At 65.9% G+C, this 24,616-nt stretch carries 19 protein-coding genes; 2 read left to right on the top strand and 17 right to left on the bottom strand.

What is annotated here, in order from left to right:
• The first annotated feature begins 423 nt into the window (after positions 1-423).
• Positions 424-1,908: an ISNCY family transposase gene (locus tag AC1DT6_RS30785; RefSeq protein ID WP_477111831.1), complete on the top strand. Its 1,485-nt coding sequence runs from the start codon at positions 424-426 to the stop codon at positions 1,906-1,908.
• Positions 1,909-2,105: 197 nt separating this feature from the next.
• Here AC1DT6_RS30785 and AC1DT6_RS30780 read toward each other — a convergent pair whose 3' ends face one another.
• Entirely contained in the window at positions 2,106-2,504 is a 399-nt protein-coding gene (locus AC1DT6_RS30780) for a DUF1801 domain-containing protein (RefSeq protein ID WP_441629620.1), read from the bottom strand.
• A gap of 419 nt (positions 2,505-2,923) precedes the next feature.
• On the opposite strand from AC1DT6_RS30780, the gene AC1DT6_RS30775 reads away from it, so the two are divergent.
• On the top strand, positions 2,924-3,598 hold the full coding sequence (locus AC1DT6_RS30775; RefSeq protein ID WP_441629619.1) for a hypothetical protein: 675 nt from the start codon (positions 2,924-2,926) through the stop codon (positions 3,596-3,598).
• Between the two features lie 5 nt (positions 3,599-3,603).
• Here the strand turns inward: AC1DT6_RS30775 and AC1DT6_RS30770 are convergent, their stop codons facing one another.
• The 16 genes from AC1DT6_RS30770 to AC1DT6_RS30695 all read right to left on the bottom strand — a co-directional run bounded on the left by AC1DT6_RS30770 (position 3,604) and on the right by AC1DT6_RS30695 (position 24,615).
• Positions 3,604-4,404, bottom strand: a complete 801-nt coding sequence (locus tag AC1DT6_RS30770) for an IclR family transcriptional regulator (RefSeq protein ID WP_441629618.1) — start codon at positions 4,402-4,404, stop codon at positions 3,604-3,606.
• 134 nt (positions 4,405-4,538) lie between these two features.
• A complete protein-coding gene (locus AC1DT6_RS30765) occupies positions 4,539-6,671 on the bottom strand; it encodes an acetate--CoA ligase family protein (protein WP_477115184.1) in 2,133 nt (710 codons plus the stop codon).
• 4 nt (positions 6,672-6,675) lie between these two features.
• Entirely contained in the window at positions 6,676-7,476 is an 801-nt protein-coding gene (locus AC1DT6_RS30760) for an enoyl-CoA hydratase/isomerase family protein (RefSeq protein WP_441629616.1), read from the bottom strand.
• 70 nt (positions 7,477-7,546) lie between these two features.
• Entirely contained in the window at positions 7,547-8,515 is a 969-nt protein-coding gene (locus tag AC1DT6_RS30755) for a tripartite tricarboxylate transporter substrate binding protein (RefSeq protein ID WP_441629625.1), read from the bottom strand.
• Positions 8,516-8,819: 304 nt separating this feature from the next.
• Entirely contained in the window at positions 8,820-10,445 is a 1,626-nt protein-coding gene (locus AC1DT6_RS30750) for a histidine kinase N-terminal 7TM domain-containing protein (RefSeq protein WP_441629615.1), read from the bottom strand.
• Between the two features lie 117 nt (positions 10,446-10,562).
• Positions 10,563-11,738, bottom strand: coding sequence for an acyl-CoA dehydrogenase family protein (locus AC1DT6_RS30745; RefSeq protein WP_477115183.1), 1,176 nt, complete (start codon positions 11,736-11,738; stop codon positions 10,563-10,565).
• A gap of 187 nt (positions 11,739-11,925) precedes the next feature.
• Positions 11,926-13,266 (bottom strand): type II toxin-antitoxin system HipA family toxin, encoded by a 1,341-nt coding sequence (locus AC1DT6_RS30740; RefSeq protein WP_441629613.1) that lies wholly within the window; start codon positions 13,264-13,266, stop codon positions 11,926-11,928.
• Positions 13,267-13,268: 2 nt separating this feature from the next.
• A complete protein-coding gene (locus tag AC1DT6_RS30735; protein WP_441629612.1) occupies positions 13,269-13,520 on the bottom strand; it encodes a helix-turn-helix domain-containing protein in 252 nt (83 codons plus the stop codon).
• A gap of 203 nt (positions 13,521-13,723) precedes the next feature.
• A complete protein-coding gene (locus AC1DT6_RS30730) occupies positions 13,724-14,581 on the bottom strand; it encodes an AraC family transcriptional regulator (RefSeq protein ID WP_441629611.1) in 858 nt (285 codons plus the stop codon).
• Positions 14,582-14,800: 219 nt separating this feature from the next.
• The gene (locus AC1DT6_RS30725) at positions 14,801-16,411 is read right to left on the bottom strand and encodes a class I adenylate-forming enzyme family protein (protein WP_441629610.1); all 1,611 of its coding nucleotides are present in this window, start codon (positions 16,409-16,411) and stop codon (positions 14,801-14,803) included.
• Between the two features lie 82 nt (positions 16,412-16,493).
• Positions 16,494-17,666, bottom strand: a complete 1,173-nt coding sequence (locus AC1DT6_RS30720; RefSeq protein ID WP_441629609.1) for an ABC transporter substrate-binding protein — start codon at positions 17,664-17,666, stop codon at positions 16,494-16,496.
• 55 nt (positions 17,667-17,721) lie between these two features.
• Complete coding sequence (locus AC1DT6_RS30715; protein ID WP_441629608.1) at positions 17,722-19,980, bottom strand: 3-hydroxyacyl-CoA dehydrogenase NAD-binding domain-containing protein; 2,259 nt, start codon at positions 19,978-19,980, stop codon at positions 17,722-17,724.
• A 27-nt stretch (positions 19,981-20,007) separates the two neighbouring features.
• Entirely contained in the window at positions 20,008-21,837 is a 1,830-nt protein-coding gene (locus AC1DT6_RS30710) for an AMP-dependent synthetase/ligase (protein WP_441629607.1), read from the bottom strand.
• A gap of 81 nt (positions 21,838-21,918) precedes the next feature.
• The gene (locus tag AC1DT6_RS30705) at positions 21,919-22,731 is read right to left on the bottom strand and encodes an ABC transporter ATP-binding protein (RefSeq protein WP_477115182.1); all 813 of its coding nucleotides are present in this window, start codon (positions 22,729-22,731) and stop codon (positions 21,919-21,921) included.
• Positions 22,728-23,525, bottom strand: coding sequence for an ABC transporter ATP-binding protein (locus AC1DT6_RS30700; protein WP_477115181.1), 798 nt, complete (start codon positions 23,523-23,525; stop codon positions 22,728-22,730). The genes AC1DT6_RS30705 and AC1DT6_RS30700 overlap by 4 nt, the downstream gene beginning before the upstream one ends.
• Positions 23,526-23,538: 13 nt before the next feature.
• Positions 23,539-24,615, bottom strand: coding sequence for a branched-chain amino acid ABC transporter permease (locus AC1DT6_RS30695; protein WP_441629605.1), 1,077 nt, complete (start codon positions 24,613-24,615; stop codon positions 23,539-23,541).
• Position 24,616 lies beyond the last annotated feature (1 nt).

Here is a 24,616-nt window from a genome sequence, read left to right as displayed (position 1 = left end):
CGCGGGCATACGCGTCCTGGCGCATTTCATGGAGCGCACCGGCCCCTACGGCGGCAATGGCAACAGCAAGCACAAAGCTGCTGGCCACGAAAAGATTGAGGGATTTAAAGTTCACTTTTTGGCGCGGGCCAAGGTTATCCGGTTGCATGCTCGGGGTTGTCACTCCGCCCAGGCGCGAGCGCGCCGATTGTACTCGCTCAAATACGCGTGCCCGGCATCTGTCCTCCTTGGTCATGTCAAGGGCCGGCGAAAGCCTCTACGGTCTGGTGCGCAAGGGAATGCTCAGTGCGTCAGGATTCTAGAGACTCCCGAACTGCTTGATCGATTTGTAGAGGCCAAATCAGAATGTCCGCTTCCAGCCACATCAGAATGTCCTCTGGATAGACCTATACTGGTAGCGCCTGGGCTGGACGGGAGCGCGCCATGAAGGATCGGGGGTTGATCACCATGAGTCTGCGCGAAGTTGACCGCTTCAAGGTCATTCAGGCAACGGCCGAGGGCCTCCTGGCGCAATGGCGTGCCGCGGAGCGCCTGGATTTGACGGCGCGACAGGTCCGGCGGCTGGTCCAGCGCTGGCGATCCGATGGCCCTATGGGCTTGTTGTCGCGCCAGCGCGGGCAGCCAGGCCATCGCCAACTGCCGAGGATGCTCGAAGCGCAGGCACGCGCGCTAATCCAGGAGCATTACGCCGATTACGGTCCCACGCTGGCCTGCGAGAAGCTGCGCGAGTGCCATGGCATCGAGCTGGCCAAGGAGACCGTGCGCCGGATCATGATCGACGCCGGCTTCTGGGTCCCGAGGAAGCTGCGTCCGCCCAAGATGTACCAGCCGAGAAGCCGCCGCGCCTGCCTGGGCGAGCTGGTGCAGATCGATGGCAGCGAGCATGCATGGTTCGAGGATCGCGCCCCCATGTGCACGTTGCTGGTCTATGTCGACGATGCCACCAGCCGGCTGATGCAGTTGCTGTTCGTGCCGACCGAGTCAACCTTCGCCTATTTTGCCGCGACGCGCGCCTATATCGAGCGCCACGGCAAGCCGGTGGCGTTCTACAGCGACAAGGCCAGCATCTTTCGGGTCAATGCCAAAGGTGTCACCACRGGGCGGGACTATACGCAGTTCGGGCGCGTGCTGTACGAGCTGAATATCGAGAGCCTGTGTGCCAATAGCAGTCAGGCTAAAGGCCGCGTGGAACGCATGAATGGCACGCTGCAGGACCGGCTGGTCAAGGAACTGCGCCAGCGCGGCATCGMGACGCTGGCCGAGGCTAATGCCTTTGCCCCGGTCTTCCTGGCGGACTTCAATGTGCGCTTCGCCAAGGTGCCAAGAAGCGACTTCAATGCGCACCGTCTCGTACGACCCGACGAGGACCTCGAGCGCATCTTTACCTGGCGCGAATGGCGCAAAGTCTCCAACCGACTGACGCTGCAGTACGATCGCAAGCTGTACCTCATCACCGACCAACCCGAGCATCGGCCCCTGATTCATCGTTACATCGAAGTGGCCGAATATCCGGACGGCCGTATCGAGCTGTGGGCCGATGGCGCTGCCCTGCCCTACGTTCTCTATGACCGGTTGTCCGAGATCGATCAGGGCGCGGTGGTGGAGAACAAGCGGCTAGGGCATGTGCTGGAGATCGCSCAGCGCGTGCAGGCCCAGCGCGACAATCGTCGGATCCAGGCGGCACCGTCGCGCACGCTGACTGGCCAAAAACCGCGGCAGCAGCGGGAACCAGCGACACCCGGCACGAAACCACAACGGCAACTGAACGCGGAAGACTTGCGTCGCGCCATCGATGAACTGGCGCAACCGCCCCACCCTGTAGATACGTTACCGCCTCAGGCCAGCTCGACTGCGTTACGGAAACAGCCAAGAAAAAGACGCAAGAGAACCAACACCATCCTGCACTAGACCGGACATTCTGATCTAGCCAAAGACCGGACATCTGAATCTAGCCTAGACAAAAACCTGTCAGGGCTAAGTTGTAATGKCCGTTTTTTCCAATCAGAAGCCCAAGATGGTGGCCATGTCGACATCCAGCTGGATCTGGGGCGGGCTACTAGTAGGCAGGCCGTCGTAAAGGACGGTCTAACGGCTGGTGCCGTGGACTAGCCTTGGGCTTTGGATTTGTTCAGGGTGACGGCGGCGCGAATGAGAGTTTTCAACGCCTCCTCGTCTATCTTCTCGCCCTCGCGGAAGTCGATGGCACGCCTTGTGTTTCCGTCAAGACTGGAGTTGAAAAGGCCCGAAGGATCCACCAGAGCCGCCCCTTTGGCGAAGGTCATCTTCACGACATTCTTGTAAGTCTCGCCTGTGCAGATCAATCCGTCGTGCGACCACACCGGAACCCCTCTCCACTTCCACTCCTCGACGACTTCAGGATCGGCTTCCTTGACTAAAGTACGGAGCCGGTTGAGCATCTTGCCCCGCCAGTCGTCTAGCTCCTTGATTCTCGCGTCGATCAGCTGAGAAGGAGACTTGCTTTCCTGCAACCCGCTCTTCGTCATGCCCGTTTCTCCTCAAGAGTGAACTCCAGACCTGCAACACAGGGCTAGATGAGAATGGTAATGGCACGTGTCAGTCTATGGTGTTGATAAATGCCTAGGGAATTGCCCTTTCCGCAGGAATCCCAAAAATAATGGACGCACTGTCGGTTCCTGTCAGTAGTGTTCGACCTACTGCTGAGGGATATCCGGCTGCCGGGCAGTCGGAGATGGGACCAGGATTGCCCCTTCTCCCGCCAGTCGGTGGAGTGCGGGGATACCTCTAAAAAGAGGTTCATTGTGCACTTATTCGACGTACAATGCGGAACGTCCCGATCCGGTCAACGTCTACTTCGCTCTTCCGTCCGGGATGGAACGCATGTAAATGCAAAGTTGGCCGATTTGTTCGAAGTTAAAGTTAACGTAACCTGAGAAGAATAAAGTTGAAAAAGAAACTGAATGGTTTGTTCACTACCGCATTGGTGCTGGCTGCATCCACCGTCTCGGTCGCGAGCCCGGTTTTCGCGGAAGAGATGACGCCAGTTAATGTGGCTGATCTGTACATAAAGACCATCATCAATCATGACGAAAGCAGCGTAAACTCGCTGAACAATTATCTGAGGCCCGCCCGAAAAATCGCGGGACAGACGGGGGATTTCGCGTCGTTTGCTGATCTGGTCAAGGCTGACAAGGAATATCCAGATGACATGGCCAAGGATATTCTGGAACTGTTCCCTGCCCAATTGCAGCCAGCGCTGAAGCCTTCCGTGATGGAGTTGATGAAGAGCGTACTGAACGCCAAGAATCGGACCGAATGCAAGTCCTTGACCTCCAGGCAGGCCAAGTCGAACGGTGGGATGCAGACGAGCCTCGTGAAGTTCGAGTGTCAGGTGGTCAAAGTGCCGGAGCGCTGGCCCGCCGCGGTTCAGCGGCTTGCCGGGAGCAAGTGCAGTGCGCAGGAGTGCCAGAAGGAGATCCAGAACATCAGGAAATCCTATGAGTCGTCAGCAACTCAGACGTGGCGTGGTGAATTCCCGCTCGCTCGCGAGAAAAACGGTGGAGCCTGGCGCAATGATTTCCCGCGCGAAGCACTCGACGAGATCTGGGACCTCATTTAACCCGATCACGGCGCCTCATCCCCCACCGCGCTCCGGATCTGCGCCGCCAGCTGCATCAGGTGCGGCTTGAGAAGGCGCGCGGCGCTGGCCGGCGTTGCCTGCGTGGCCGTGCTGACGTTCAGGATGTGGATTGCGTAGCTCTTGAACACCAGCGGTGTGGAAAGCGCGACCACTTCCGGCTGCCAGCTGGCCATGCACCAGCCGTGCTTCCGTACCTGCTCGATGCCCTGCGCGATCTGTTGCTCCAGCGCCGGCCAGTTGGCGCGCAGGCGCTTGCCGAAGCCTTCCAGCAAGGCCTTGGTCTCCCGCGCCGGGGCTGCGGCCAGGTAGGCGCGGCCCAGGGACGTATGCTCCATCGGCACGCGCTGGCCGGTCACCACGGTGCGAAGCGAGACCTTGCGGCTATAGCGGATGGACTCCAGGTAGACCATCTCGTCGCGATCGGCCATGGCCAGCCCGACATTGATGTGCTGGCTTTGCGCCAGTTCGCGCATCAACGGTGCCGCCGCTTGCAGGACCACCGAGCCGCTGCGCATGGCGTGGGCCAGGCTGAGGACCGGTGCGCCGAGCCGGTAGGCGCGCAGCGTTGGGTCGTATTGGAGGAAGCCGGCGTCCACCAGGCTTTGCGTGAGCCGGCTGACGGTGGAGCGCGGCAGGCCGGTACGCTCGGCCAGCTCGCCGTTGCCCAGTACCTCCGAGCCCGGACGAAAGGCCCGGAGTATCTCCATGCCGCGTTCGAGGGAGCGGTTTGCCGACGTGCTGGTCGCTCTTCCTCGCGCTCTCGTCAGTGCTTGTTCGGGGTTCAAGGCGTTGCTCCTGATGGGGCCGATTTCCGGTAGCCGGAATCAAGCGTATCGGAGCGGAGTTTGACATAGCCAGCGCTCGCGGAACCGGGCACATTGCGACTCTGCGCGCGCTCTTACGCCCTCTCCTGCCCTCTTTAGTCCGCCAGCACGACAACGCCATCCGCCGCCTTCACTCCTTGGGAGGCCGGCAGCACAAAGACCGGGTTGATCTCCGCCTCCACCAGCCGCTCGCCCAAGGCTGCGGTCATGGCGGAGAAAGCCACAATGGCGTCCGCGAGGGCGTCGACGTCAGCCTTGGGCCGCCCCCGGAAGCCATCCAGCAGCGGCCAGGTCTTGAGTTCGCGAATCATGCCCAGCGCTTCGGCGCGCGACAGCCCCCCCGCCGGCGGGAGCATGCGCAGGGTGGTGTCCTTGAACAGCTCCGCCGCGACGCCGCCCATGCCGAGCAGGATCGCGGTGCCGAGGGCATCGCGGTGCATGCCGAGGATCATCTCGACACCGCCGCTGACCATCTCCTGGACGAGGAAGCGCCGCGGCACCACGCCGGTATGCGCGTGCACGTCGGCGCACATGCCCGAAAGGCGGCCCGCCACGTCTTCTGGCGACAGGTTGACGGCTACGCCGCCGACATCGCTCTTGTGCGTGATCTCGGCCGAGAGGATCTTCAGCACCACGCGCGCGCCCAGGCCGCAGGCGGCCGCGGCTGCCTCTTCTCCGTTCGCGACGATGGTTTCGCGCACGGCGGGGATGCCGAAGCGCGCGAACAGTTGCTTTGCGGCCGCTTCGTCGAGCGCGCCGCATGGGTAGTCCGCTGCGGCGCGGACGGCGTTGGCATGCGCGGCGGGCAAGCCGGGCGTCGTAGCCTGGTCTGCCGGCGTCTCGCGCCATTGCGCGGCGCGCAGCATTGCGTCAAATGCCACGGTACAGCTTTCCGGCGCGCTGAACGCGGGCACGCCGCGCTCGTTCAACAAGCTGGCAGCCTGCGGCGCATGTGGGCTGACATATGCCAGGATCGGCTTGTCGCTGGTGGGCAGGCATTGCTGGATCGCGCTTGCCATCAGGTCCGGCATCGCCAGTCCCGACGATCCGACGATCACGGCGACGGCATCGTAGCTCGGGCTATCCAGCAGTGCCCTGATCGCACCGCGCAACAGGTCTGGCTGCAGGCCTGCCAGGGTGACGTCGATGGGATTGCGATCCAGCGCCGCGTGATCGCCCTTTTGCAGCGCCCGCAGCCGTTGCGCGGTGGCTTCATCGGGCGGGGGCGTCTCGAAGCCGGACATCCCGAGGCTGTCCGATACCAGGGTGCCGGCGCCGCCTGTCGAGGTCAGGATGGCGATCCGGTTGCCGCGCAGCACCCTGCCGGTGGCTAGCGCGGCGGGGATATCCAGCAGGTCCGCGAAGGTTTCCGCGCGGATCACCCCAACCTGCCTGAACAGCGCATCGTACATCCGGTCCGCGCCGGCGAGCGCGCCCGTGTGCGATACCGCCGCCCGGGCTCCGGCCTCGGAGCGCCCGATCTTGAAGGCCACCACCGGCTTTCCGGCCCTGGCGGCTTTCAGCGCGGCGGCGCGGAATTTTTCCGGGTTCCGTACGCTTTCGACGTACAGGGCAATCACCCTGGTGGCTTCGTCATCGGCCAGGTAGTCAATGAAATCCGCCAGCTCCAGATCCACTTCATTGCTGGTGGAAACCAGCTTGGACAGCCCGATGCCACGCGCGGCGGCGCGTGACAGCAAGGCGCCAAGAATGCCTCCGCTTTGCGAGACCACCCCGATGTTGCCGGCGGGAAAATGGGYCATCTCAAGCGCGCCGCTGGCCGACAGCGGGATGTTGTCGGTCAGGTTGACCAGGCCGATGGTATTGGGGCCCAGCAAGCGCATGGCGCCCGCTGCCTCGATCAGCTCGGCCTGGCGCCGCGCACCTTCGGCGCCGGTTTCGGTATAGCCGCTGGCCAGCACGATGGCGGCGCCGGTGCCGCGGGCGGCCAGGTCGCGAACTGCCAGATGGGCGCGTTCCGCGCCAAGCAGGACGATGCCCACATCCGGCACCTCGGGCAGCGAACGGACATCCGGATAGCAGCGCAGGCCGTCGATCTCGCTCACCTTTGGGTTGACGGGGTAGATGGCGCCGGCGAACCCGTGCTTCTTCAGGTAGGCAACCGGGCGTCCGGCGGTCTTGGCCGCATCGGCGGAAGCACCGATGATGGCAACGCTGCGCGGTTTGACCAGGCGGCCGATGACGGAGAGTGTGTTTGCTGTGTCCATGGTGTCAGGCCTTTCCCTTTGCCGCCATCTTGTCGAGGAATGCCAGCACGGACTCGCGGTGCTCGGTGCTGGTGTAGCAGATGCCCTGTGCCTGGCTGCCCTGCGCGAACACCTGGCCGGCGGGCAGTTCGAAGGTCTGGTTCAGGATGGACTTGCCCAGCGCCAGGGCGGTGGCCGACCCCTGGCTCAGCTCGGCGGCCCAGGCGCGCGCATTGGCCAGCAGCGTTTCCGGCTCGCTCAGGCGATCGGCGATGCCAAGCTGAAGCGCCTCGGCGGCATCGACCTTGCGGCCGCTGAAGATCAGTTCCTTGGCTTTGGCCAGGCCGGTGCGGCGCGGCAGGAAATACATGCCGCCGCCGTCCGGGATCAGGCCGCGATGAATGTAGGACCACGCAAAGCTGGCGCTTTCCGACGCCATCACGAAATCGCAGCTCATCGCCATGTCCGCGCCAAGCCCGGCCGCGGCGCCATTGACCGCGGCGATGGTCGGCTTGGGCATGTTGTGCAGTAGCGCGACCGTATGGTGCACCCGTTGCTGGCGCGCCCAGCCATTGAAGGCAACTTCGCCCGGCGGCGCGTCCATGCGCCGCTGCATGCCGGCTACGTCGCCGCCCGCGCAAAAGCCCTTGCCGTTGCCGGTGAGGACCAGCGCGCGAATGCACTTGTCCTGCGTGACGTGTTCGAGGGCGGCAATCAGCTCGGTGCGCATGTCATCGGTCATGGCATTGCGTTTTTCCGGGCGGTTCAGCGACAAGGTGGCGATCCCGGCATCGATGTCGAGCGTGATCAGCGAGGTGGTGGTCATTGGTTGGTCTCTCTTTGTCTGGTGGCCATGCGATTGGCCTTGCGCATCATGTGTTGCCGATGCGGCGGGATTACTCGACGGTGATCTTGGCTTCCTTGACCACGCGGCTCCAGCGGGCCTCTTCGCCGCGCACGTAGCGCCCGAATTCCTCTGGCGTGCCCGCACTGACCTGAAGGCCCTCGGTTTCGGCACGCTTGCGGAACGCGTCGGTCTGTACGGCCTTCCTGGCTGCCGCATTGAGGCGGGCGATCACCGGGGCGGGCGTGCCGGCCGGCACGAACAGTCCGTACCAGCTTTCGGCCACATAGCCGGGCACACCGCTCTCCGCGATGGTGGGAACCTTGGCCAGCACCGGGCTTGCGGAGCGTTGCGCGGTGGTCACCGCGATGGCGCGCAGCTTGCCGCTTTCCAGCTGCGGTCCGACCGCCGAGGCGGTGGCGAACATGACGTCGACCTGCCCGCCCAGCAGGTCGGTAATCGCGGGGCCGGCGCCACGGTAAGGAATGTGATTGAGATCGACCTTGGCCAGCGACTTGAACAACTCGCCGGCAAGGTGCGCCGAGGTGCCCGGGCCTTGGGAGGCAAACGAGATCTTTCCCGGTTTGGCCCTGGCGGCCGCGATCAGGTCCTGGACTGTTTTGTAAGGACTGTCCGGGCGCACCACGAGCACGTTGGGCGACCGGCCTACCAGCATCACGGGGGCGAATGCCTTGTCGGTCGCATAGGGCAGCTTGGCGTGGATGCTCGGGTTGACCGCGTGGGCCAGCGTCGCCATCACCAGCGTGTAACCGTCCGGCGCGCTCTTGGCCACCACGTCGGAGCCGATGATGGTGCCAGCGCCCGGCTTGTTGTCGACGATCACGGGCTGGCCCAGGTCCTGGGACATCGTGACCCCCATGGTCCTGGCGATCAGGTCGGTCCCGCCGCCGGGGGCGAAAGGCACCACGAGGCGGATCGGCTTTTCCGGGTAGGCCGCCGTGGCGGCCAATGGCGCCAGCGCGGCCATGGCGGCGAAGGGAATGGCCAGTTTGGCCAGCATGCGGCCAAAGAGAGGGATTGAATTCGGCACTTGCGTCTCCGGTCTGGTTTCAGTGCGGGACCCGGCGCCACTTTCGCGCCTATCCCCGCCCGTTTTTGATGAGTCCAGAGTAAGCGTTAATGCCGTCCGATACAGCCCCGCATTTCCGGCAGACGGAATTGAGAGCGGCCGCTTCCGTGGCCGGACGGGCTCACGCCTCAGCGGGAATGGGCTGGCACGGAATACCGCAGCATGGAGGGCGCGCCATCGCGCAGAGCGCTCGCATATGCGCAGTCACGCGGATGCAATCCGCCCGCGGCAATGGCTAAGCAGGATACGCGGGCAATGCCAGCGCGTCGCGTATCACGAAGCGGTCGCGGCCATTGCGCTTGGCTTCGTACATGGCGGCGTCGGCCTTCTCCAGCATCGGCTCCAGGAACGGTGATGCCGGGATTTCGCAAACCGCGCCGACGCTGATGGTGACATACGGGTGTTGGGGCCAGCCACCGTGCGGCAGCGCCAGCGAGCGCACGGCCTGGAGCAGCCGCAATCCGGCCTCCCCGGCTTCGCGCGGCGAGATGTGCGGGAGCACGATGGCGAACTCTTCGCCGCCAACGCGGGCGCAGAAGTCGCCGGGGCCGTTGCGCATGGTTTCCCCGAGGGCGCCGGCGACCTGGCGCAGGCATTCGTCGCCGTGCACGTGGCCGTGGAGATCGTTGTACTGCTTGAAGTAATCGACGTCGATGATCAGCAGGCCGACGGGGATGCCCTGCTCGAACGCATTGGCCAGCGCGGCGGCGGCCTCGCGCTGGAAGAACCGCCGGTTGAACACCCCGGTCAGCGCGTCGCGGTACAGGTCGGCCTCGATGCGCGAGAGCTTTTCCTCGGTTTCGCCCAGCCGCACCGCCAGCGTGGAGTTTTCCGAAGTCAGTGCCTGTTCGCGCGAGCGGAAACGGGTGACGTCGCGGAGGAACACAATGCGCCCTACCGGCTGCCGGTTGAGGTTGCGTACCGGGTCCACGGTGAGCTCGTAGTCGACCCGCTCCTCCGAAATCAGGTGGGATGCGCCGCTACCGGGCATCCCCGAGCGGCTGGCGGCGATTGCGTCATTCCAGGCTGCCGGGTATGGGCTGCCGCGTTCCACGGCTTCCAGCAGCCGGCGGGCGGCGGGATTGAAATCGACAATGATGTCGTCCGCATTCACGATTACGCAACCCTCTTGCAAGGCATCGAACACCCGCAGCCTGGCATAGTGCCCGACGTCATCCAGGTGCCCGCGCAGCGCGCATATCCACACCAGCACCGTCATCACGGAGAGGGTGGCCGGGGTCAGGTCGCCCCCGAGCGGCCCTGTCCATCCACGCAGGTATGCGATATTGGCCACCAGCGGCAGCGCCAGTCCGCCCGCCAGCACGGCGCGCCCGCCCCGCGTCAGGCTGCTGCTGGGCACGCGGGCCGTCAGCAGGAAGTAAAGGCTGATCAGTAACAGCAGGTAGGAATAGGCAGCCACCACCGCGTACGCCGGACCATGGGTGAAGACCGCGCCGGGTGGCCGGCCACCAGGTACCATCGCGATCGAATCCCAGATCAGGTGGTGCCGTTCGTTGGTGAAGACGAGGCCCAGCGTCACGATATTGATCACGATGGGCATAGAGAGCAATGACCAGGGAATGACGAACCTGGGCCGGCTGAGCTGGATCATGGCGCAGAGCCAGGCGATCGGTACCGCGACGATGCCGAAGTACTGCAGCCTGGCCCACATCACGCGGGTTTCCAGGTCGAAGGAACTCAGTTCCAGCAGGCGGCCGCCGCTCCATATCACGCAGCCGAAGGCCAGCATCAGGAAGGCCTTGACGGTGGGGTCGTCCCGCCTGGTCCACGCGGCCACGGCAACCGTGAGGCTGCCAACGACGGCAAAGGTGAGACAAAGGATGAGGGGGTACGAAGGCATTCGGCCGGTTCCAGGACGCGCTCGCCCGCCGGCGGGGCCCGGCGGCTGATTTTCCGGACGGATTATAAGGCGGGTCTGCGGGCGGCATGGAAGCCGATGCCACCCGGGCCCCTCCCCTCAAAAGCCCAGCTGCCGCGCGGCCAGGTCTTTCATGATTTCCTCGGATCCACCACCGATCATCATGACCTTGACCTCCCGGTATACACGTTCGCTCAGCGTGCCGCGCATGAAACCCATCCCGCCCAGGATCTGCACGGCCTGGTCGGCGCAGAACTGCATCGCCTGCGTGGCCTGGATCTTGGCCATGCAGGTGCGCGCCACCAGTTGCGCGGGGTCTCCCGCCTGGTGCTGGACGCGGTAAGCCAGGTCATAGACGAGATTGCGCGCTGCCTCGATGCGCAGCGCCATGTCGACCAGCTTGTGGCGGATCACCTGCCGCTCCACCAGCGGCTGGCCGAATGTGTTGCGCTGGCGCGCCCAGTCCAGCGCTTCCTGCAGGCAGGCCTCGGCATAGCCATAGGCGCTTGCGCTCATCCCCAGCCGCTCGGAATTGAAGTTGCGCATGATGATCTGGAATCCGCGGTTTTCCTCGCCGATCAGGTTGGCGGCGGGGATGCGGCAGTTGTCGAAATGCAGGTGGGCGGTGTCGGAGGCGAGCCAACCCATCTTCTTCAGTCCGGTGCGGGTCAGGCCGGGCGGGTTGCCTTCGATCAGCAGCAGGGAGATGCCGCCCGCGCCCTTGTTGGCAGGGTCGGTGCGCACCGCCGTGGTGATGAAATCGGCGCGCATGCCGGAGGTAATGAAGGTCTTCTCGCCGTTGACGACGTAGTGGTCGCCGTCGCGCACGGCCGTGGTCCTGAGGCTCGCCACATCGGAGCCGCCGCCCGGTTCCGTGATGGCCAGCGCGGCGATCTTGTCGCCGGCGATGACCGCGGGCAGCACGCGCTGCTGCAGCGCCTCGCTGCCTGCCGCGACGATCGGCGGCACACCGATGGAGTGGGAGTGGAGCGACGCATTGACGCCGCCCGAGCCGCTGCGGGCGAATTCCTCGGCCTGGATCAGGTGGTAGAAGATGTCGCCGGGCGTGCCGCCGAAGCGCTCCGGGTACCCCAGCCCGAGCAAGCCGATCTCGGCAGCGCGCCGGTACAGCGAGCGGGGAAAGGTCCCGGCTTCATCCCATTCGTTCACAAACGGCGAGATCTCGCGGGCGACGAATTCGCGCAGGGTGYTGCGAAACTGTTCGTGCTCGGCCGTGAAATAGTGTGCGAGCGGCGGCAGGGTCTGGAGGCTCATCGTGGGTCCTGTCAGTCGGCAGGCAGCCGGCGTGGCTGCCGTTTGGGGTCGGGGGCATGTGGCATGGGAACCGGCCACAAACCGGCAGGCGATTCCATGCGGCACTGCCGGCATGCCTCGACCATAGGCTGCGCCGCGCACTTCGTCTTGCGCAAAGTGGTCGGCGCGCCGGTGCCCGGCCCCGCCGCTATCCAGGTGGCATTGCCTCGAGCTGTCTGGCGGAAGCTTCCAGCCCCTGGAGGATGCTGTCCGCCACCTTCTGCGGGAAACCAGCCGGCAAGGCCGCGCCGACCTTTCCGATGACCGCCGGCGTTTGCGCGATGAGCCGCTGGATCATGCCCTCGGCATCCGGGCCGTGGAAACACTTGGGCGCCATCGCGTTGAAATGCCGGCGCTGCACGTCCTTGAACAGGTAGTGCCGGTTCTTGCCGGCCACCGCCATGGCCAGCTTGGCCTTGTGCCACGACCACTGGTTCGCCCCGTTGCCGACCACCGGCCAGATCGACATCACGTCATAGAGCGGTGTCATCCGGTAACGCCCCCCGGGCAGCAACCGGATGCTGAAATTCTTGGCATGCCCGTCGGGTGCCGCCAGCATCCAGAACAGGATCTGCGTGGCGAGGAAGGACTCGAGGTCTTCGTCGGCGTGGGTCGATTGCCGCAGGATCTGCGCGATATCGCGCATGCCCGGGCCGCCGTCCGCTTCGTATTTCAGGTGAGGAGCGACACCCAGCGCCTGGCAGAAGTCCTCCTGCGGCAGCCGCAGGATCCAGTTGCCCGACGAGTGCGGTTGCCGGTCGAAGCGTTGCACGCTCAGGACCTTCTGGCTGGCGAAGGTCTTGATTTCACTGTGCGCGACCGGCAGGCCATAGGCGGCGAGGATGGTCAGGCAGAGCCACTCGTTCTCGACCGAGGTGCTGAGGTCGGCCCGCTTGTTGCCCACCAGCCCGAGCGGCAGCTTGAGGATGTGGGTGGTGGGCGTGGCGCCGTGGGGCTTCATCCACTGGTTGCCGTGCCACAGCAGCGCAGTCTTCTCCTGCGCGCCGGCCAGGGAGATGCGGAAGTCGTCGTCATCGCCCTGTGCGCCCAGGGCGGCCGAGCCGACCATTTGCCGCAGCAGTCTTTCGATATCGGCATCAGACTGCGGCGTGCCGTCGATGCGGTCATGGCCCACCGGCTGCTCGCTTTCGCCGAGCAACTGCACCGCGCCGACGCAGTCGCGGCCGATGGCTTCCAGCAGATCGAAGGCCTCCGTGGTCGCTGTCTTGAAGCGGGTGGCGAGGCGCTTGCGGATGGCGTCGCTGTCGGGCAGCAGGTTATCGAAGTAGTTGCGCACCCTGTCGCCCTTCAGCGGTGAAGCATCGACGCCGAAGGGGAGCGACAGGGACAAGGGCCGGCCGGCGGGCGAGGCGATCCAGCCGGGGTCGTACTGCAATTCCATATCGCCCCGCGTGGGGATGCGCCACGTCCCTACCCGCTCGCCATTGGCCCACACCGAAAGCGCCCGCGCATGCGATTTGCGGCCCATGCCTACCACTCCACCGTCGGGGAATCGGCGCCGGCCGGGCGCTTGTCCTGGACGACCAGCTCAAGGCCCAGGCTGCCGACCAGCGCCAGCAACTGATCCGCGCTGATGCTGCCGGGGTTCAGCTCCATATGGGAGACGCGGCTTTGGCTGATGCCCAGGCGCGAGGCGAGGTCCGTCTGGGACAGCTTCGCCGCACGCCGTGCGGATTGCAGCACTTGCCCTAGCTGGCCGGCGGTGGAGAGCAGTTGTTTCATCTTGGTGGTCCGGGCGTACCCGTTATGTGCGTAAAATCATTTTATGAGTAGTGTGGGTATTCTGCAAATACCAATTTAATGGGTATTTGCATTTTACCAATTTAGTGGGTAGGAAGGGGCGAGATCGACCGCTGTCAAGCCGTGCCAAAGCCCGGTTGCCAGGTGTTACGGAGCAGGAAATCCGAGCTTGTTGCGGGAGCAGCCTAGCCAGGCATACCCCCGCCCACCGCCACCCGCTCGCCGATCAGCGCGAGCTTGCGCGAGCCGGCAAAGATGTCGCTGGGCTTGAGCCCGTAGACCTGGCGGATGGAGTGGCTGAAGTGCGTGGAGTCGGGATAGCCGGTATCCAGCGCCACATGCGCCAGATTGGAGTCCTGGGTGACATAGTGCAGCAGGCTGCGGGCGCGTTTCCAGGTACGAAAGCTGCGGAACGGCGTGCCGACCTCTTCCTTGAACAAATGCAGGAAGCGCGAAAACGAAAGATGGGCCGATGCGGCGCAGGACCCGGCCGTGGCGGTGGCCGAGGGCGCGTTGCGGATGCGCTGCACCACGGCTTCGATGCGTGGGTCCAGCCGGCGTGGCGCCAGCGCATGGCCGAAGAAGATCTGGTCGAAGCTGTCCGCCTGCAGGTCCAGTTCCCGTCCGCGCTCGCTCAGGTAGGCGTGGGCCTGGCGCACGTGGCGCACGAATGCCGCATCGTCCACCGGCCCCACCCGGCCGCGGATCACAGACGGCAGGCGGGCGAGGTCGATGCTCTCGGCCTCTAGCCCGAGGTCGCAGATCATGCGGTCATCGCAGGCCACCGAGTGCGGCATATAGGCTGGCACCACCGCCAGTTCCGTGGACGCCCAGGGCCCGCCGTCGAAACGGATGCGAATGGGTGCGCGCAAAGCCACATAAATCAGCAAGCCGCCCATGGTGCGGACCGAGGGCGAGCCCAGCAGGCCGGCGTAGAAGAGCCGCTCCGGCGTGAGCCACATTACCCTGCCGGTCCCTGCCCTGGCGCCGGGCGCCAAGGTCATGGCTGGCGGGCACGCAATGCCTTGTGCTTGCATCTGCATGTCCTTTGTCTCCTGCCGGGCGCTGTCCGCGCGCCGGTTGGTGCGTCGTCAGGCCTGCTGGTTGTGCGGTCTGGGTGCTTCGGACGACGCTGGCCGGGCGGTGCTGCCGTGCCGCGGCGCAAAAAGCAGCGTAGCCGGAGCAGCCGGCTGCGTCTTGCGTCAGGTGGCTATGACCAGGCGTTCCGGCCCGGTGGCGCCAGGGGCCGGACCGTGCGCTGGTCAGCCCGGCGCTCCCGCCACATCGTAGTGTTCCCGATAACGCTGGCGCAACTCGAACTTCTGGATCTTTCCCGTGGAAGTCGCCGGCAGCGCGGCCAGCAGCACCACGTCCTTGGGCACCTCGAAGCCGCCGAGATGCGCCTTGCAGTGGGCGCCCAGCTCTTCCTGCTCCACCGCCGCGCCTGGCTTGAGCGTGACGAACGCCGTCACCGCCTCGCCCCAGCGTGCATGCGGCAGGCCTACCACCGCCGCGTTGGCTACGGCGGCATGGCGCAGCAGCACTTCTTCGACCTTGATCGAAGGTACGTTTTCCCCACCGGTCTTGATCATGTCCTTGATGCGGTCGAGGAACAGCAGTTGCCCGTCCTCGTCCAGCACGCCCAGGTCGCCGGAGTGATGCCAGCCAAAGCGCTGCACGCGGGCGGTGGCCTCCTGGTCCTTGTAATAGCCCAGCATCACGTTGGGCCCGCGAAACACGATCTCACCCGGCTCGCCGGGGCCGAGCAGCCTGCCGTCGTCGGCCATCACCGCCACCTCGTTGACCACCGTGCCGACGCCCCAGTACGCGCCGAAGCGCTTGCGCTGTTCCTCCGCCTCGAAGATGGTGGCCGCCGGGTACATCTCGGTCTGGCCCGAGCACAGGACGAAGTTGGGGCAGAACGCATCCAGCAGGCGCAGCAGCAGGTTCTTGGGCAACGGCGCCATGCCGTAGATGCACAGCCGCACGCTGGAAAGATCGGTGTTGGCGAACTGCGGGTGCTCCAGCATGGCCCGGTACATCATCGGCAGCGCCACCACGACGCTGACGCGGTGCCGGGCCAGGTCGGCCAGCACGCGGGCGGGATCGAAGCCGCGACCCACCACCACGGTGTGCCCGCCTAGCAGCGCACTCATGGTATTGCCGTGCTGGGCACAGTGGAACATCGGCAGCAGGCAGGTAAAGACCTCCCGCGCCGTGCCGCAGCCCGTATCGACCAGGTTGGCGGACAGCACCGAGTGCACCGAGGCGTGGGAATGCATCACGCCCTTCTGCGGGCCGGTGGTGCCGCTGGTGTACATGATCTGCGCCAGCTGGCCGCTGGCGATATCCACGTCGGGCAGCGCCTCCGGCTGGCCGGCCAGCGCGTCGGAGTACTTCGTCGCGGCCAAGCCCGCCAGGTCGCCTGCCACCTCGCCTGCGGGCTCCAGGAGCACAACGGGAATGCCCAGCGCCGCCACCAGTTCCGCGATGCCGGGCCGCGCCAGCACTGACGCGTCCGCCACCAGCCGCGTGACCTCGGCGTGTTCCAGGATGTATTGGATCGCGTCCGGCGCCAGGGCCGTATTGATCGGCACCCACACCATGCCCGCCTTCTGGATTCCCAGCAGCGCCACGATCATGCCGATGGAGTTGTTGCACAGCATGCCGACACGCTCGGCGCTGCGCATTCCCTGCGCCAGCAGGTAGTGGGCGAACTGGTTGGTGGCGGCGTTCAACGCCGCATAGCTCAGGCTATGGTCGCCCTCGATCAGCGCCGTCCGGGCGCCGAAGCGCCGGGCGGAGCGGTGGACCACATCGCCCAGGGCGATGCGGCCGATGCGCTCGCGCGCCTGTTCCGTTGCTGTGCTCATGTCTGTCTCCAATTGTCCGTTGCTCCAGACCCGCCGCCTGTCATGGCGGCGGGGATCGCCATCCCGTTGTGGCTCGCCGCGCTCAGTTCATCTTGGGCGGCGGCAGCAGATCGCTGGCGGGAATCCACTTGTCGCCAGCCACCTTCATGATGCGGATGCGGTCGTTGCTCAGGCGGTTGCTGGCGGAGACATTGAAGCCCGGGTTGCCCAGCGTGTCTTGCGGCAGCTTGGTCGACTCCATGGCGGCGTTGAAGGACTCGGCGGTCAGGTTGCGCCCGGCCTTGTCGGCGATGGTGGCGAAGGTGGTGTAGGCGTAGTAGCTGAACATCGAGTACACGCCCGGGTCTTCATTGAAGCGCTTCTTGTAGGCGGCAGCCCATTGCCGCACCGCCGGGTTTGCATCATCCGCATAGGGCAGCATGATGAAGGCCGCCGCATGCAGGCCTTCCATGGCCTTGCCGCCCAGCAATGGCACCTGGTGCGCGTAATTGGCCGAGGTGCCGGCGAAAACCGGGTTGAAGCCGATCTTGCGCGCTTCCTGGACCGAGGCGATGTACTCGCGCATCGTGGAGGCGTTGAACACCAGGTCGCAGTTGGCCGCCTTGAGCCGCGCCATCTGCGAGGAAAAATCGGTGGCGCCGCGCTTGTACGACACCTTCTCCACCAGGGTCATGTTCCTGGCCTTGAGATAGGCCTGCACGCCTTCCACCGACTCCCGCCCGTAGTCGTCGTCCTGGTACAGCGCGCCCACCCGCTGGTAGGGCTTCTGCTTGAAGAAGTAATCCATGATGGTGGTGGACATCAGGAAATTGGACGGCCCCAGCGCGATCTTGTACGGGCTGGCGGGCTCATACATGTCGCGCGCGGCGCTCTGCGGCATGAAGTTGAAGACCTTGCTTTGCACCAGGATCGGCAGCGTGGCCATATTGGGCGCGGTGCCCAGGTGGCCGATGATGGCGAACACGCCGTCCTGCGTGACCAGCTTCTGCGCCGCCAGCACGGCACGCTTGGGTTCGTAGCCGTTGTCTTCCACCACCACCCGCAGCTTGCGGCCCTGCACGCCGCCGCGGGCGTTGATTTCTTCCACGGCCATGGTCATGCCGTTGCGGGATTCCTTGCCGTAGTTGACGATCGGGCCGGACATATCGGTGATCAGGCCGAGCACGATTTCCTTGTCGGTGACGCCGCGGGTCTGCGCGCCCGCCCCGGCGCTTAGCGCCAGGGCAAGTGCGGCGATGGTGGTCTTCAGGATCATGGTTGTCTCCTTGTTTTATGGCGCTATGGATATAGGAACTGACGGACTGCCTTGGTCAATGCACGCTCTGCGGCGGCTTGGGTCCAGACTGGATCCGGCTTTGCCCGGCCAGCGGATCCGGCGATAACGAGATGGGCATGGCGGGACGGCCCTGCTCCGCCGTTGCAGGCGTATCGGCCGCGGCCGGCGGTGCCGACCAGCCGGACAAGTGCTGCCCGCCCCGCGCCAGTGCCGCCAGCAACGGCGAGATGTCCCAGTAGTCGTAAGGATTGCCGCGCAGCCGCGCATAGCGCTCCAGTCCCGCCACGATGCGCGGCAGGCCAATGCTGTCGGCCTGCCAGACCGGGCCGCCGAGGTAATCCGGAAAGCCATAGCCGGCGGTCCACACCATGTCGATGTCGCCGGGCCGGCACGCTACGCCCTCTTCCAGCAGCTTGGCGGCCTCGTTGATCAGGGGATAGAGCAGGCGCTCGACGATCTCGGCATCGGCGATATCCATGCGGCGGGCGATGCCGTGCGCGCGCCCCAGCGCGGCGCAGATGCGTTCCGCTTCGGGGTCGGGCACCGGTTGCCCATCCAGATACCGGTAATAGCCCGCGCCGCTCTTGCAGCCGAGCCGCCCCAGCATGAACAGCGTGCGCACCACCGCGCGGTAGGCGGGATCGGGCGGCAGCCCGCCGGCCTTGCCGTACTCCAGCACGATCTTGGCGCCCACGTCGATCCCGGCCAGGTCCAGCATGCGGCATGGGCCCATCGCCATGCCGTAGGCTTGCATCACGGCGTCGAGCCGCGCCGGGCTTACCCCTTCCATCAGCAGGAACTCGCTCTCGCGCAGGTAGGCTTCGGCCATGCGGTTGCCGATAAAGCCGAAGCACACGCCCGACACCACCGCCACCTTGCCGAGCCGCCGGGCCAGCTGCATGGCCGTCACCAGCACATCCGGCGCGGTGGCGCTGCCGCGCACCACCTCGATCAGCCGCCCGCCATTGGCCGGATTGCGGAAATGCACGCCGGCGAAATCGGCGGGCCGGCCGCTGGACTCGGCCAGCACTTCCACATCCAGCGTCGAGGTGTTGGTGGCGATGATCGCGCCGGGCTTGCAGATGCGCCCGAGCCGGGCGCACACATGCTGCTTGAGCGCCATGTCCTCGTCCACCGCCTCGATCACCAACTCGCAGCCGGCCAGCGCTGCATAGTCCAGGGTTCCCGCGATCAGGCCCATGCGCCTGGCGACCTGCTCCGGCTGTATCCGCCCCGCCGCCGCGCTGGCTTCGTACTGGGCGCGGACCGAGGCCAGGCCCCTCGCCAGCGCTGTGCCGCTGGCTTCCACCAGCGTCACCGGCAAGCCGGCATCCGCCAGGCTCATGGCGATGCGGCTGCCCATGGTGCCGGCGCCGACCACGCCTGCCGTGTGCAGCGCGCGCGGCGCCGCTCCCGCGGGCATGCCGGGCACGCGTGCCGCCTGCCGTTCGGCAAAGAACAGGTGCCGCAGCGCCCGCGATTCGGGCGAGGCCACGCAGGCGGTGAGCAAGGCTGCCTCCATCGCCTCGCCCTGCGCGAATGGCAGCGTCGCTGCCGCTTCCACCGCTTGCACGATGGCCGCGGCGGCGGGATAGTGCGCGCGCTGCTGCGTGGCATGTTGCATGGCTTGCGGGAAGAAGTCCTTGGACAGGCCAGCCACGGGTACGGATAGTGTGGACAGGCGTCGCGGCGGCGCCAGACGCTCAAGCAGGTCTTCCAGGAAGTTGAGGCCCGCGGCCAGCGGCTCCCCCTGCACCAGCGCGTCGACGATGCCGGCGGCCAGCGCCGCCTCGGCGTCGAGCAGGCGCCCGCTCAGCATCAGGTCCAGTGCCAGCGCTGCCCCGCAGGCGCGCGGCAGCCGCTGGGTACCGAGCGAGCCCGGCAGCAGCCCCAGCTTGATCTCCGGCAGCCCGATCCGCGTGCAGGGCAAGGCCACCCGGTAATGGCAGGCCAGCGCCAGTTCCAGCCCGCCGCCGAGCGCGGTGCCGTGCAGGGCCGCCACCACCAGCCGTTCGCTGGCTTCAATCCGCGCCAGGATGCGGTTGTAAGGCGCGGCGGAGAAATCCGGCGCGTCGAACTGGGCAATGTCGCCACCGGCCACGAAGGTCCGGCCCGCGCACCAGATCAGCAAGCCATCGAGGGAGGGATCGGCCTCGAAGGCGGCCACCCTGGCATCCAGCGCCGCTACCGTGGCCACCGAGAGCGCATTCACCGGCGGATGGTCGATGCACAGCAGGCCGATGCGGCCGTGCCGCACCAGGCTGACGGGAACCGCTTTGTCTGCATCGCTCATGGCGCCTCCTGTTGGGGCCGCTTGCGTTCAGGCCACCTTGGCCAGGTACATCGACTCGATCAGCGCGCTGTACTTGTCGTTGACCAGCTTGCGCTTGAGCTTCATGGTCGGGGTCAGTTCCTCGTCCTCGGCGCCGAGGCGGGTCTCGATGAGCCGGAACGCCTTGATCTGCTCGACCCGCGCAAACTGCTTGTTGACCTTGTCGATTTCCTGCCCCACCAGCGCGATCACTTCCTTGCTGCGGCACAGCGAGCCGTAGTCGGAGAAGTGCACGTCGTGCTCCTGCGCCCACTGTTCCACGTTGTCCTGGTCGATCATCACCAGGCAGCTCAGGTAGGGCCGGCGATCGCCGATGACGACGGCGTCGGTTACGTAAGGGCTGAACTTGAGCTGGTTCTCCCACTCGGACGGCGTGACGTTCTTGCCGCCGGCGGTGATGATCAGGTCCTTCATGCGGTCGGTGATATAGAAATAGCCCTGCCCGTCCACCCGGCCCACGTCGCCCGTGCGCAGCCAGCCGTCCACCATCGTTTCGGCGGTCTTGCCGGGCAGGTTCAGGTAGCCCATGAACACCTGCGGCCCGCGCACCAGCAACTCGCCCTCGTGGGAGATCTTCACCTCGGTATGCGGCAAGGCGATGCCGATGCTGCCCGGCCGCGTCCGTCCCGGCGGGTTGCAGGTGGCCGCGCCGGTGATCTCGGTCATGCCCCATAGCTCGTGCAGCACGATGCCCAGCGCCATATACCAGCGGATCAGGTCCGGCGAGATCGGCGCCGCGCCGGTCACGGCCAGTTGCACGCGGTTCAGCCCCATCATGCGGCGCACGTTACCCAGTACCAGCGTATCGGCGAGCCAGAGCTTCAGGCGCGCGCCGGGCGGCAGTGGCTTTGCCTGGCCGTCTTCGTGCACGCGGGCCCGTCCGGCGGCAATGGCCCAGTCATAGGCCCAGCGCTGCAGGCGGGTGGCCTCGCGTACCGCGATGGTGACGCTGGAATAGAGTTTCTCCCACACGCGCGGCACCGCCAGGAAAGCATCGGGCTGGATCTCGCGGATATTGTCGAAGATGGTGTCCGGGTTCTCGACGAAGTTGATGACGGCGCCGGACAGGATCGAGTAATACTCGCCGAAGATCCGCTCCGAGACGTGGCACAGCGGCAGGAAGGCCATGCGCTCGCCGATGGTGGTGGCGGGCAGGAACTCGCGCAGCGTCAGGCAGCTGCGCAGCGCATTGCGGTGCGACAGCATCGCGCCCTTGGGCCGTCCCGTGGTGCCCGATGTGTACACGAGCACCGCCAGCGCATCGGCACTGCCGGCGGACAGCCGTTGCGCCACCAGATCCGGCTCTCGCGCCCGCACCTGCCTGCCGAGTGCCAGCAGCGCGTCGAAGCTGAGCACGTCCGGGTCGTCGTAGCCGGCCAGCCCTTCCATGTCGTAGACCACCGCCTTGCGCAGCCGTGGCAGCCGCTCGCGCACTTCCAGGTATTTGTCGAGCTGCTCCTCGTTCTCCACGAAGAGCATCACGCTGCCGGAGTCGTGGCACAGGTATTCCACCTGCGCAGGCGAATCGGTGGGGTAGATGCCGCTTACCACGGCGCCGGCCGTCAAGGCGCCCAGGTCGCTCCACACCCATTCCCGGTTGGTGTTGGACAGCACCGACACCACCTCGCCCGGCTGCAGGCCCAGCTCGGCCAGGCCGGCGGCGACATCGGCCACGATCTCGCCCACTTCGCGCCAGCGGTAGCTGCGCCAGACGCCCAGATCCTTCTGCCGCATCATGACCGCGTCGCCGCGCTCGGCCACGCCATGCCAGAACATTTTCGGCAGGGTGTCGAATGCCGCTTCGGAAAGGGGCTTCATGGTGTGCGCTCTCGCCATTGCCATTGGTTGCTCTCGGAAAAACGGGTGATCGGTTTCGGTTGCAGAGGCCCTTGCCGCGTGCTAGCGCCAGGTCTTGCGCTTCTTCCAGCGGCGCTCGCCGCGCACGCCGCTGTCCTTCATGCCGAGGTAGAACTCCTTGATATCGTCCTTCTCGCGCAGCACGGCGCAGGTGTCCTCGGCCACGATACGGCCGTTCTCCAGCACGTAGCCGTAGTCCGCCGCGTTGAGCGCCATGTTGGCGTTCTGCTCCACCAGCAGAATGGTGGTGCCGCGCTCGCGGTTGATGCGCACCACGATGTCGAAGATGTCCTTGGTCAGCTTGGGCGACAGGCCAAGGCTCGGCTCGTCGAGCAGGATCAATTCGGGCGCCGCCATCAGCGCTCGCGAGATCGCCAGCATCTGCTGCTGGCCGCCCGACAGCAGGCCTGCGTCCTGGCCGGCGCGCTCGCGCAGCACCGGGAAGTAGCCGTAGACCGCCTCCATGTCGCGCGCCACGCCGTCGCGGTCGCGCCGCGTATAGGCGCCCATCAGCAGGTTGTCCCGTACCGACAGCAGCGGGAATACCTCGCGCCCCTCGGGCACATGGCTCAGACCGCGCCGCACGATCTGCGCCGGGTCCATCGCGGCAATGCTCTCGCCCTTGAAGGCGATGCTGCCGCGGGTCGGGTCGAGCACGCCGGAAATGGTCTTGAGGATGGTGGTCTTGCCGGCGCCGTTGGCGCCCAGCACGGTGGCGATGCTGCCGCGCTGCACCGCCAGGCTTACGCCGCGGATCGCCTTGACCGGCCCGTATGCGCTTTCCACGTTGGCCAGCGCCAGCACGGGGGCATCCTGGATCTTGCGCATCTTGTCCGWGCCTTCCATCAGGTTCATGCCGCCCTCCGCAGTGAGGCCACGTCGTCCACCGTGCCCAGGTAAGCCTCGATCACGCCGGGATGCGCCTGCACCTCGGCCGGCGTGCCCTGCGCCAGCACCTGGCCCTGGTTCATCGCCAGCACCCGGTCCGACACGCGTGATACCAGGCTCATGTCGTGCTCCACCATCAGCACGGTGATGCCCAGTTCGCTCTGGATGTCGCGGATCCACCAGGCCATGTCCTCGGTCTCTTCCACATTCAGTCCGGAGGACGGCTCGTCGAGCAGCAACAGGCGCGGGCCGCTGCACAGGGCGCGCGCCAGTTCCACCACCTTGCGCACGCCGTAAGGCAGGCCCGCCACCAGTGCATCGCGGTGTGCCTGCAGGTCCAGCAGCTCGATCATTTCTTCAGCCTTGTGGCGCGCGGCCAGTTCCGAACGGCGCGCTGCGGGCGTGAACAGCAGGTCGGCCCAGAACCCGGCGGCGCGATGCGTGTGATGGCCGATCAGCAGGTTCTGCAGCACCGTGGCGTGCTCGAACAGCTCGATATTCTGGAAAGTGCGCGCGATGCCCTGCGYGGCGATCGCGTGCGGCGGCAACTGTGTCAGCACCTCGCCTTGCCACAGGATCTCGCCGCTGGTGGGCGGATAGATGCGGCTGATCAGGTTGAACACCGTGGTCTTGCCGGCCCCGTTGGGGCCGATCAGTGTGAAGACCTCACCGCGCCGGACATCGAAGCTCACGCCGTTGAGCGCCAGCACGCCGCCAAAGCGGACCGACAGGTCGCGCACGCTGAGAAGAGTGTCTGTCATGGTGCCGGCCTCCTTATTTCAGGCGCTCGGAGCGCTGGAACGCCTTCTGGCGCCGGAACATGCCCTGGCGATAGAAGGGGAACAGTTCCAGGTAAGTACGGATCTTGCACCAGCGCCCATACAGCCCTAGCGGCTCGAACAGGACAAATGCCATCAGCACCGTCCCGTACACCAGCGCCTGCAGCCCGCTGGCCTGCGCGATGGCCGGCGGCAGGAAATCCTTGGCCAGCACGATCGTCTGCGGCATGACGATCAGGAAGATCGCACCGAGGAAGGCGCCGTGCACCGAGCCCAGGCCGCCCACCACCACCAGCAGCAACAGGTCGATCGACTGGGCGATGCCGAACTGCTCGGGCGAGATATAGCGCAGCTTGTGTGCGTAGAGCGCTCCCGCGATGCCGACCAGCGCGGCGGACAGCGCAAATGACAATGTCTTGTAGCGCGCCAGGTGAATACCCATGCTCTGCGCGGAGATCTCGGAATCGCGGATGGCGATGAACGCCCGCCCGGTGGCGCTGCGCAGCAGGTTGAGCACCGCCAGCGTAGCCAGCAGGCAAACCGCCAGCGCCAGGTAGTAGAACGCCACCGGCCCCTCCAGCACGTAGCTGAACAGTTGCGGCGCGGCCACCGGCAGCCCCGCATTGCCGCCGGTCACGCTGTCCCAGCGCGCCAGGACTTCCTCGACGATCAGCCCGAAGGCCAGCGTCGCGATGGCCAGGTAGATGCCCTTGACCCGCAGCGCCGGCAGCCCCACCACCACGCCCGCCAGCGCCGACAGCGCCCCCGCCGCCAGCAAGGCCGGCACGAAGGGCACGCCGTGGCTGGTCAGCCAGGCCTGCGCATATGCGCCAACGCCCAGGAATGCCGCATGCCCGATCGACAGCAGCCCGGTGTACCCGGACAGTACCATCAGGCCCAGCCCCGCAATGGCGTAGATCAGCACGAAGCCAAGCTGCGCGATCCAGTAGCTGCTGGCCCAGCCCGGCGCGATCAGCAGGCAAACCAGCAGCAAGCCATACCAGAACACGTGGCCGGAGTGCCTTGCCAGGCTGAGGTCCTGGCGATAGTCGGTCTTGAACAGGAATCGCATC

Source organism: Cupriavidus sp. 01L45 (genome assembly GCF_056399885.1).
The sequence above is the reverse complement of the archived record's forward strand: the minus strand, read 5'-3'. Positions and strand labels throughout refer to the sequence as shown.

Excerpts from the sequence above, each read along its gene's own strand:
- AC1DT6_RS30750 (WP_441629615.1), bottom strand. The coding sequence starts at position 10,445 with ATGCCTTCGTACCCCCTCATCCTTTGTCTCACCTTTGCCGTCGTTGGC.
- AC1DT6_RS30740 (WP_441629613.1), bottom strand. The coding sequence starts at position 13,266 with ATGGGCCGCAAATCGCATGCGCGGGCGCTTTCGGTGTGGGCCAATGGC.
- AC1DT6_RS30725 (WP_441629610.1), bottom strand. The coding sequence starts at position 16,411 with ATGAGCACAGCAACGGAACAGGCGCGCGAGCGCATCGGCCGCATCGCC.
- AC1DT6_RS30695 (WP_441629605.1), bottom strand. The coding sequence starts at position 24,615 with ATGCGATTCCTGTTCAAGACCGACTATCGCCAGGACCTCAGCCTGGCA.
- AC1DT6_RS30720 (WP_441629609.1), bottom strand. The coding sequence starts at position 17,666 with ATGATCCTGAAGACCACCATCGCCGCACTTGCCCTGGCGCTAAGCGCC.
- AC1DT6_RS30730 (WP_441629611.1), bottom strand. The coding sequence starts at position 14,581 with ATGCAGATGCAAGCACAAGGCATTGCGTGCCCGCCAGCCATGACCTTG.
- AC1DT6_RS30760 (WP_441629616.1), bottom strand. The coding sequence starts at position 7,476 with ATGACCACCACCTCGCTGATCACGCTCGACATCGATGCCGGGATCGCC.
- AC1DT6_RS30715 (WP_441629608.1), bottom strand. The coding sequence starts at position 19,980 with ATGAGCGATGCAGACAAAGCGGTTCCCGTCAGCCTGGTGCGGCACGGC.
- AC1DT6_RS30755 (WP_441629625.1), bottom strand. The coding sequence starts at position 8,515 with ATGCTGGCCAAACTGGCCATTCCCTTCGCCGCCATGGCCGCGCTGGCG.
- AC1DT6_RS30780 (WP_441629620.1), bottom strand. The coding sequence starts at position 2,504 with ATGACGAAGAGCGGGTTGCAGGAAAGCAAGTCTCCTTCTCAGCTGATC.
- AC1DT6_RS30735 (WP_441629612.1), bottom strand. The coding sequence starts at position 13,520 with ATGAAACAACTGCTCTCCACCGCCGGCCAGCTAGGGCAAGTGCTGCAA.
- AC1DT6_RS30710 (WP_441629607.1), bottom strand. The coding sequence starts at position 21,837 with ATGAAGCCCCTTTCCGAAGCGGCATTCGACACCCTGCCGAAAATGTTC.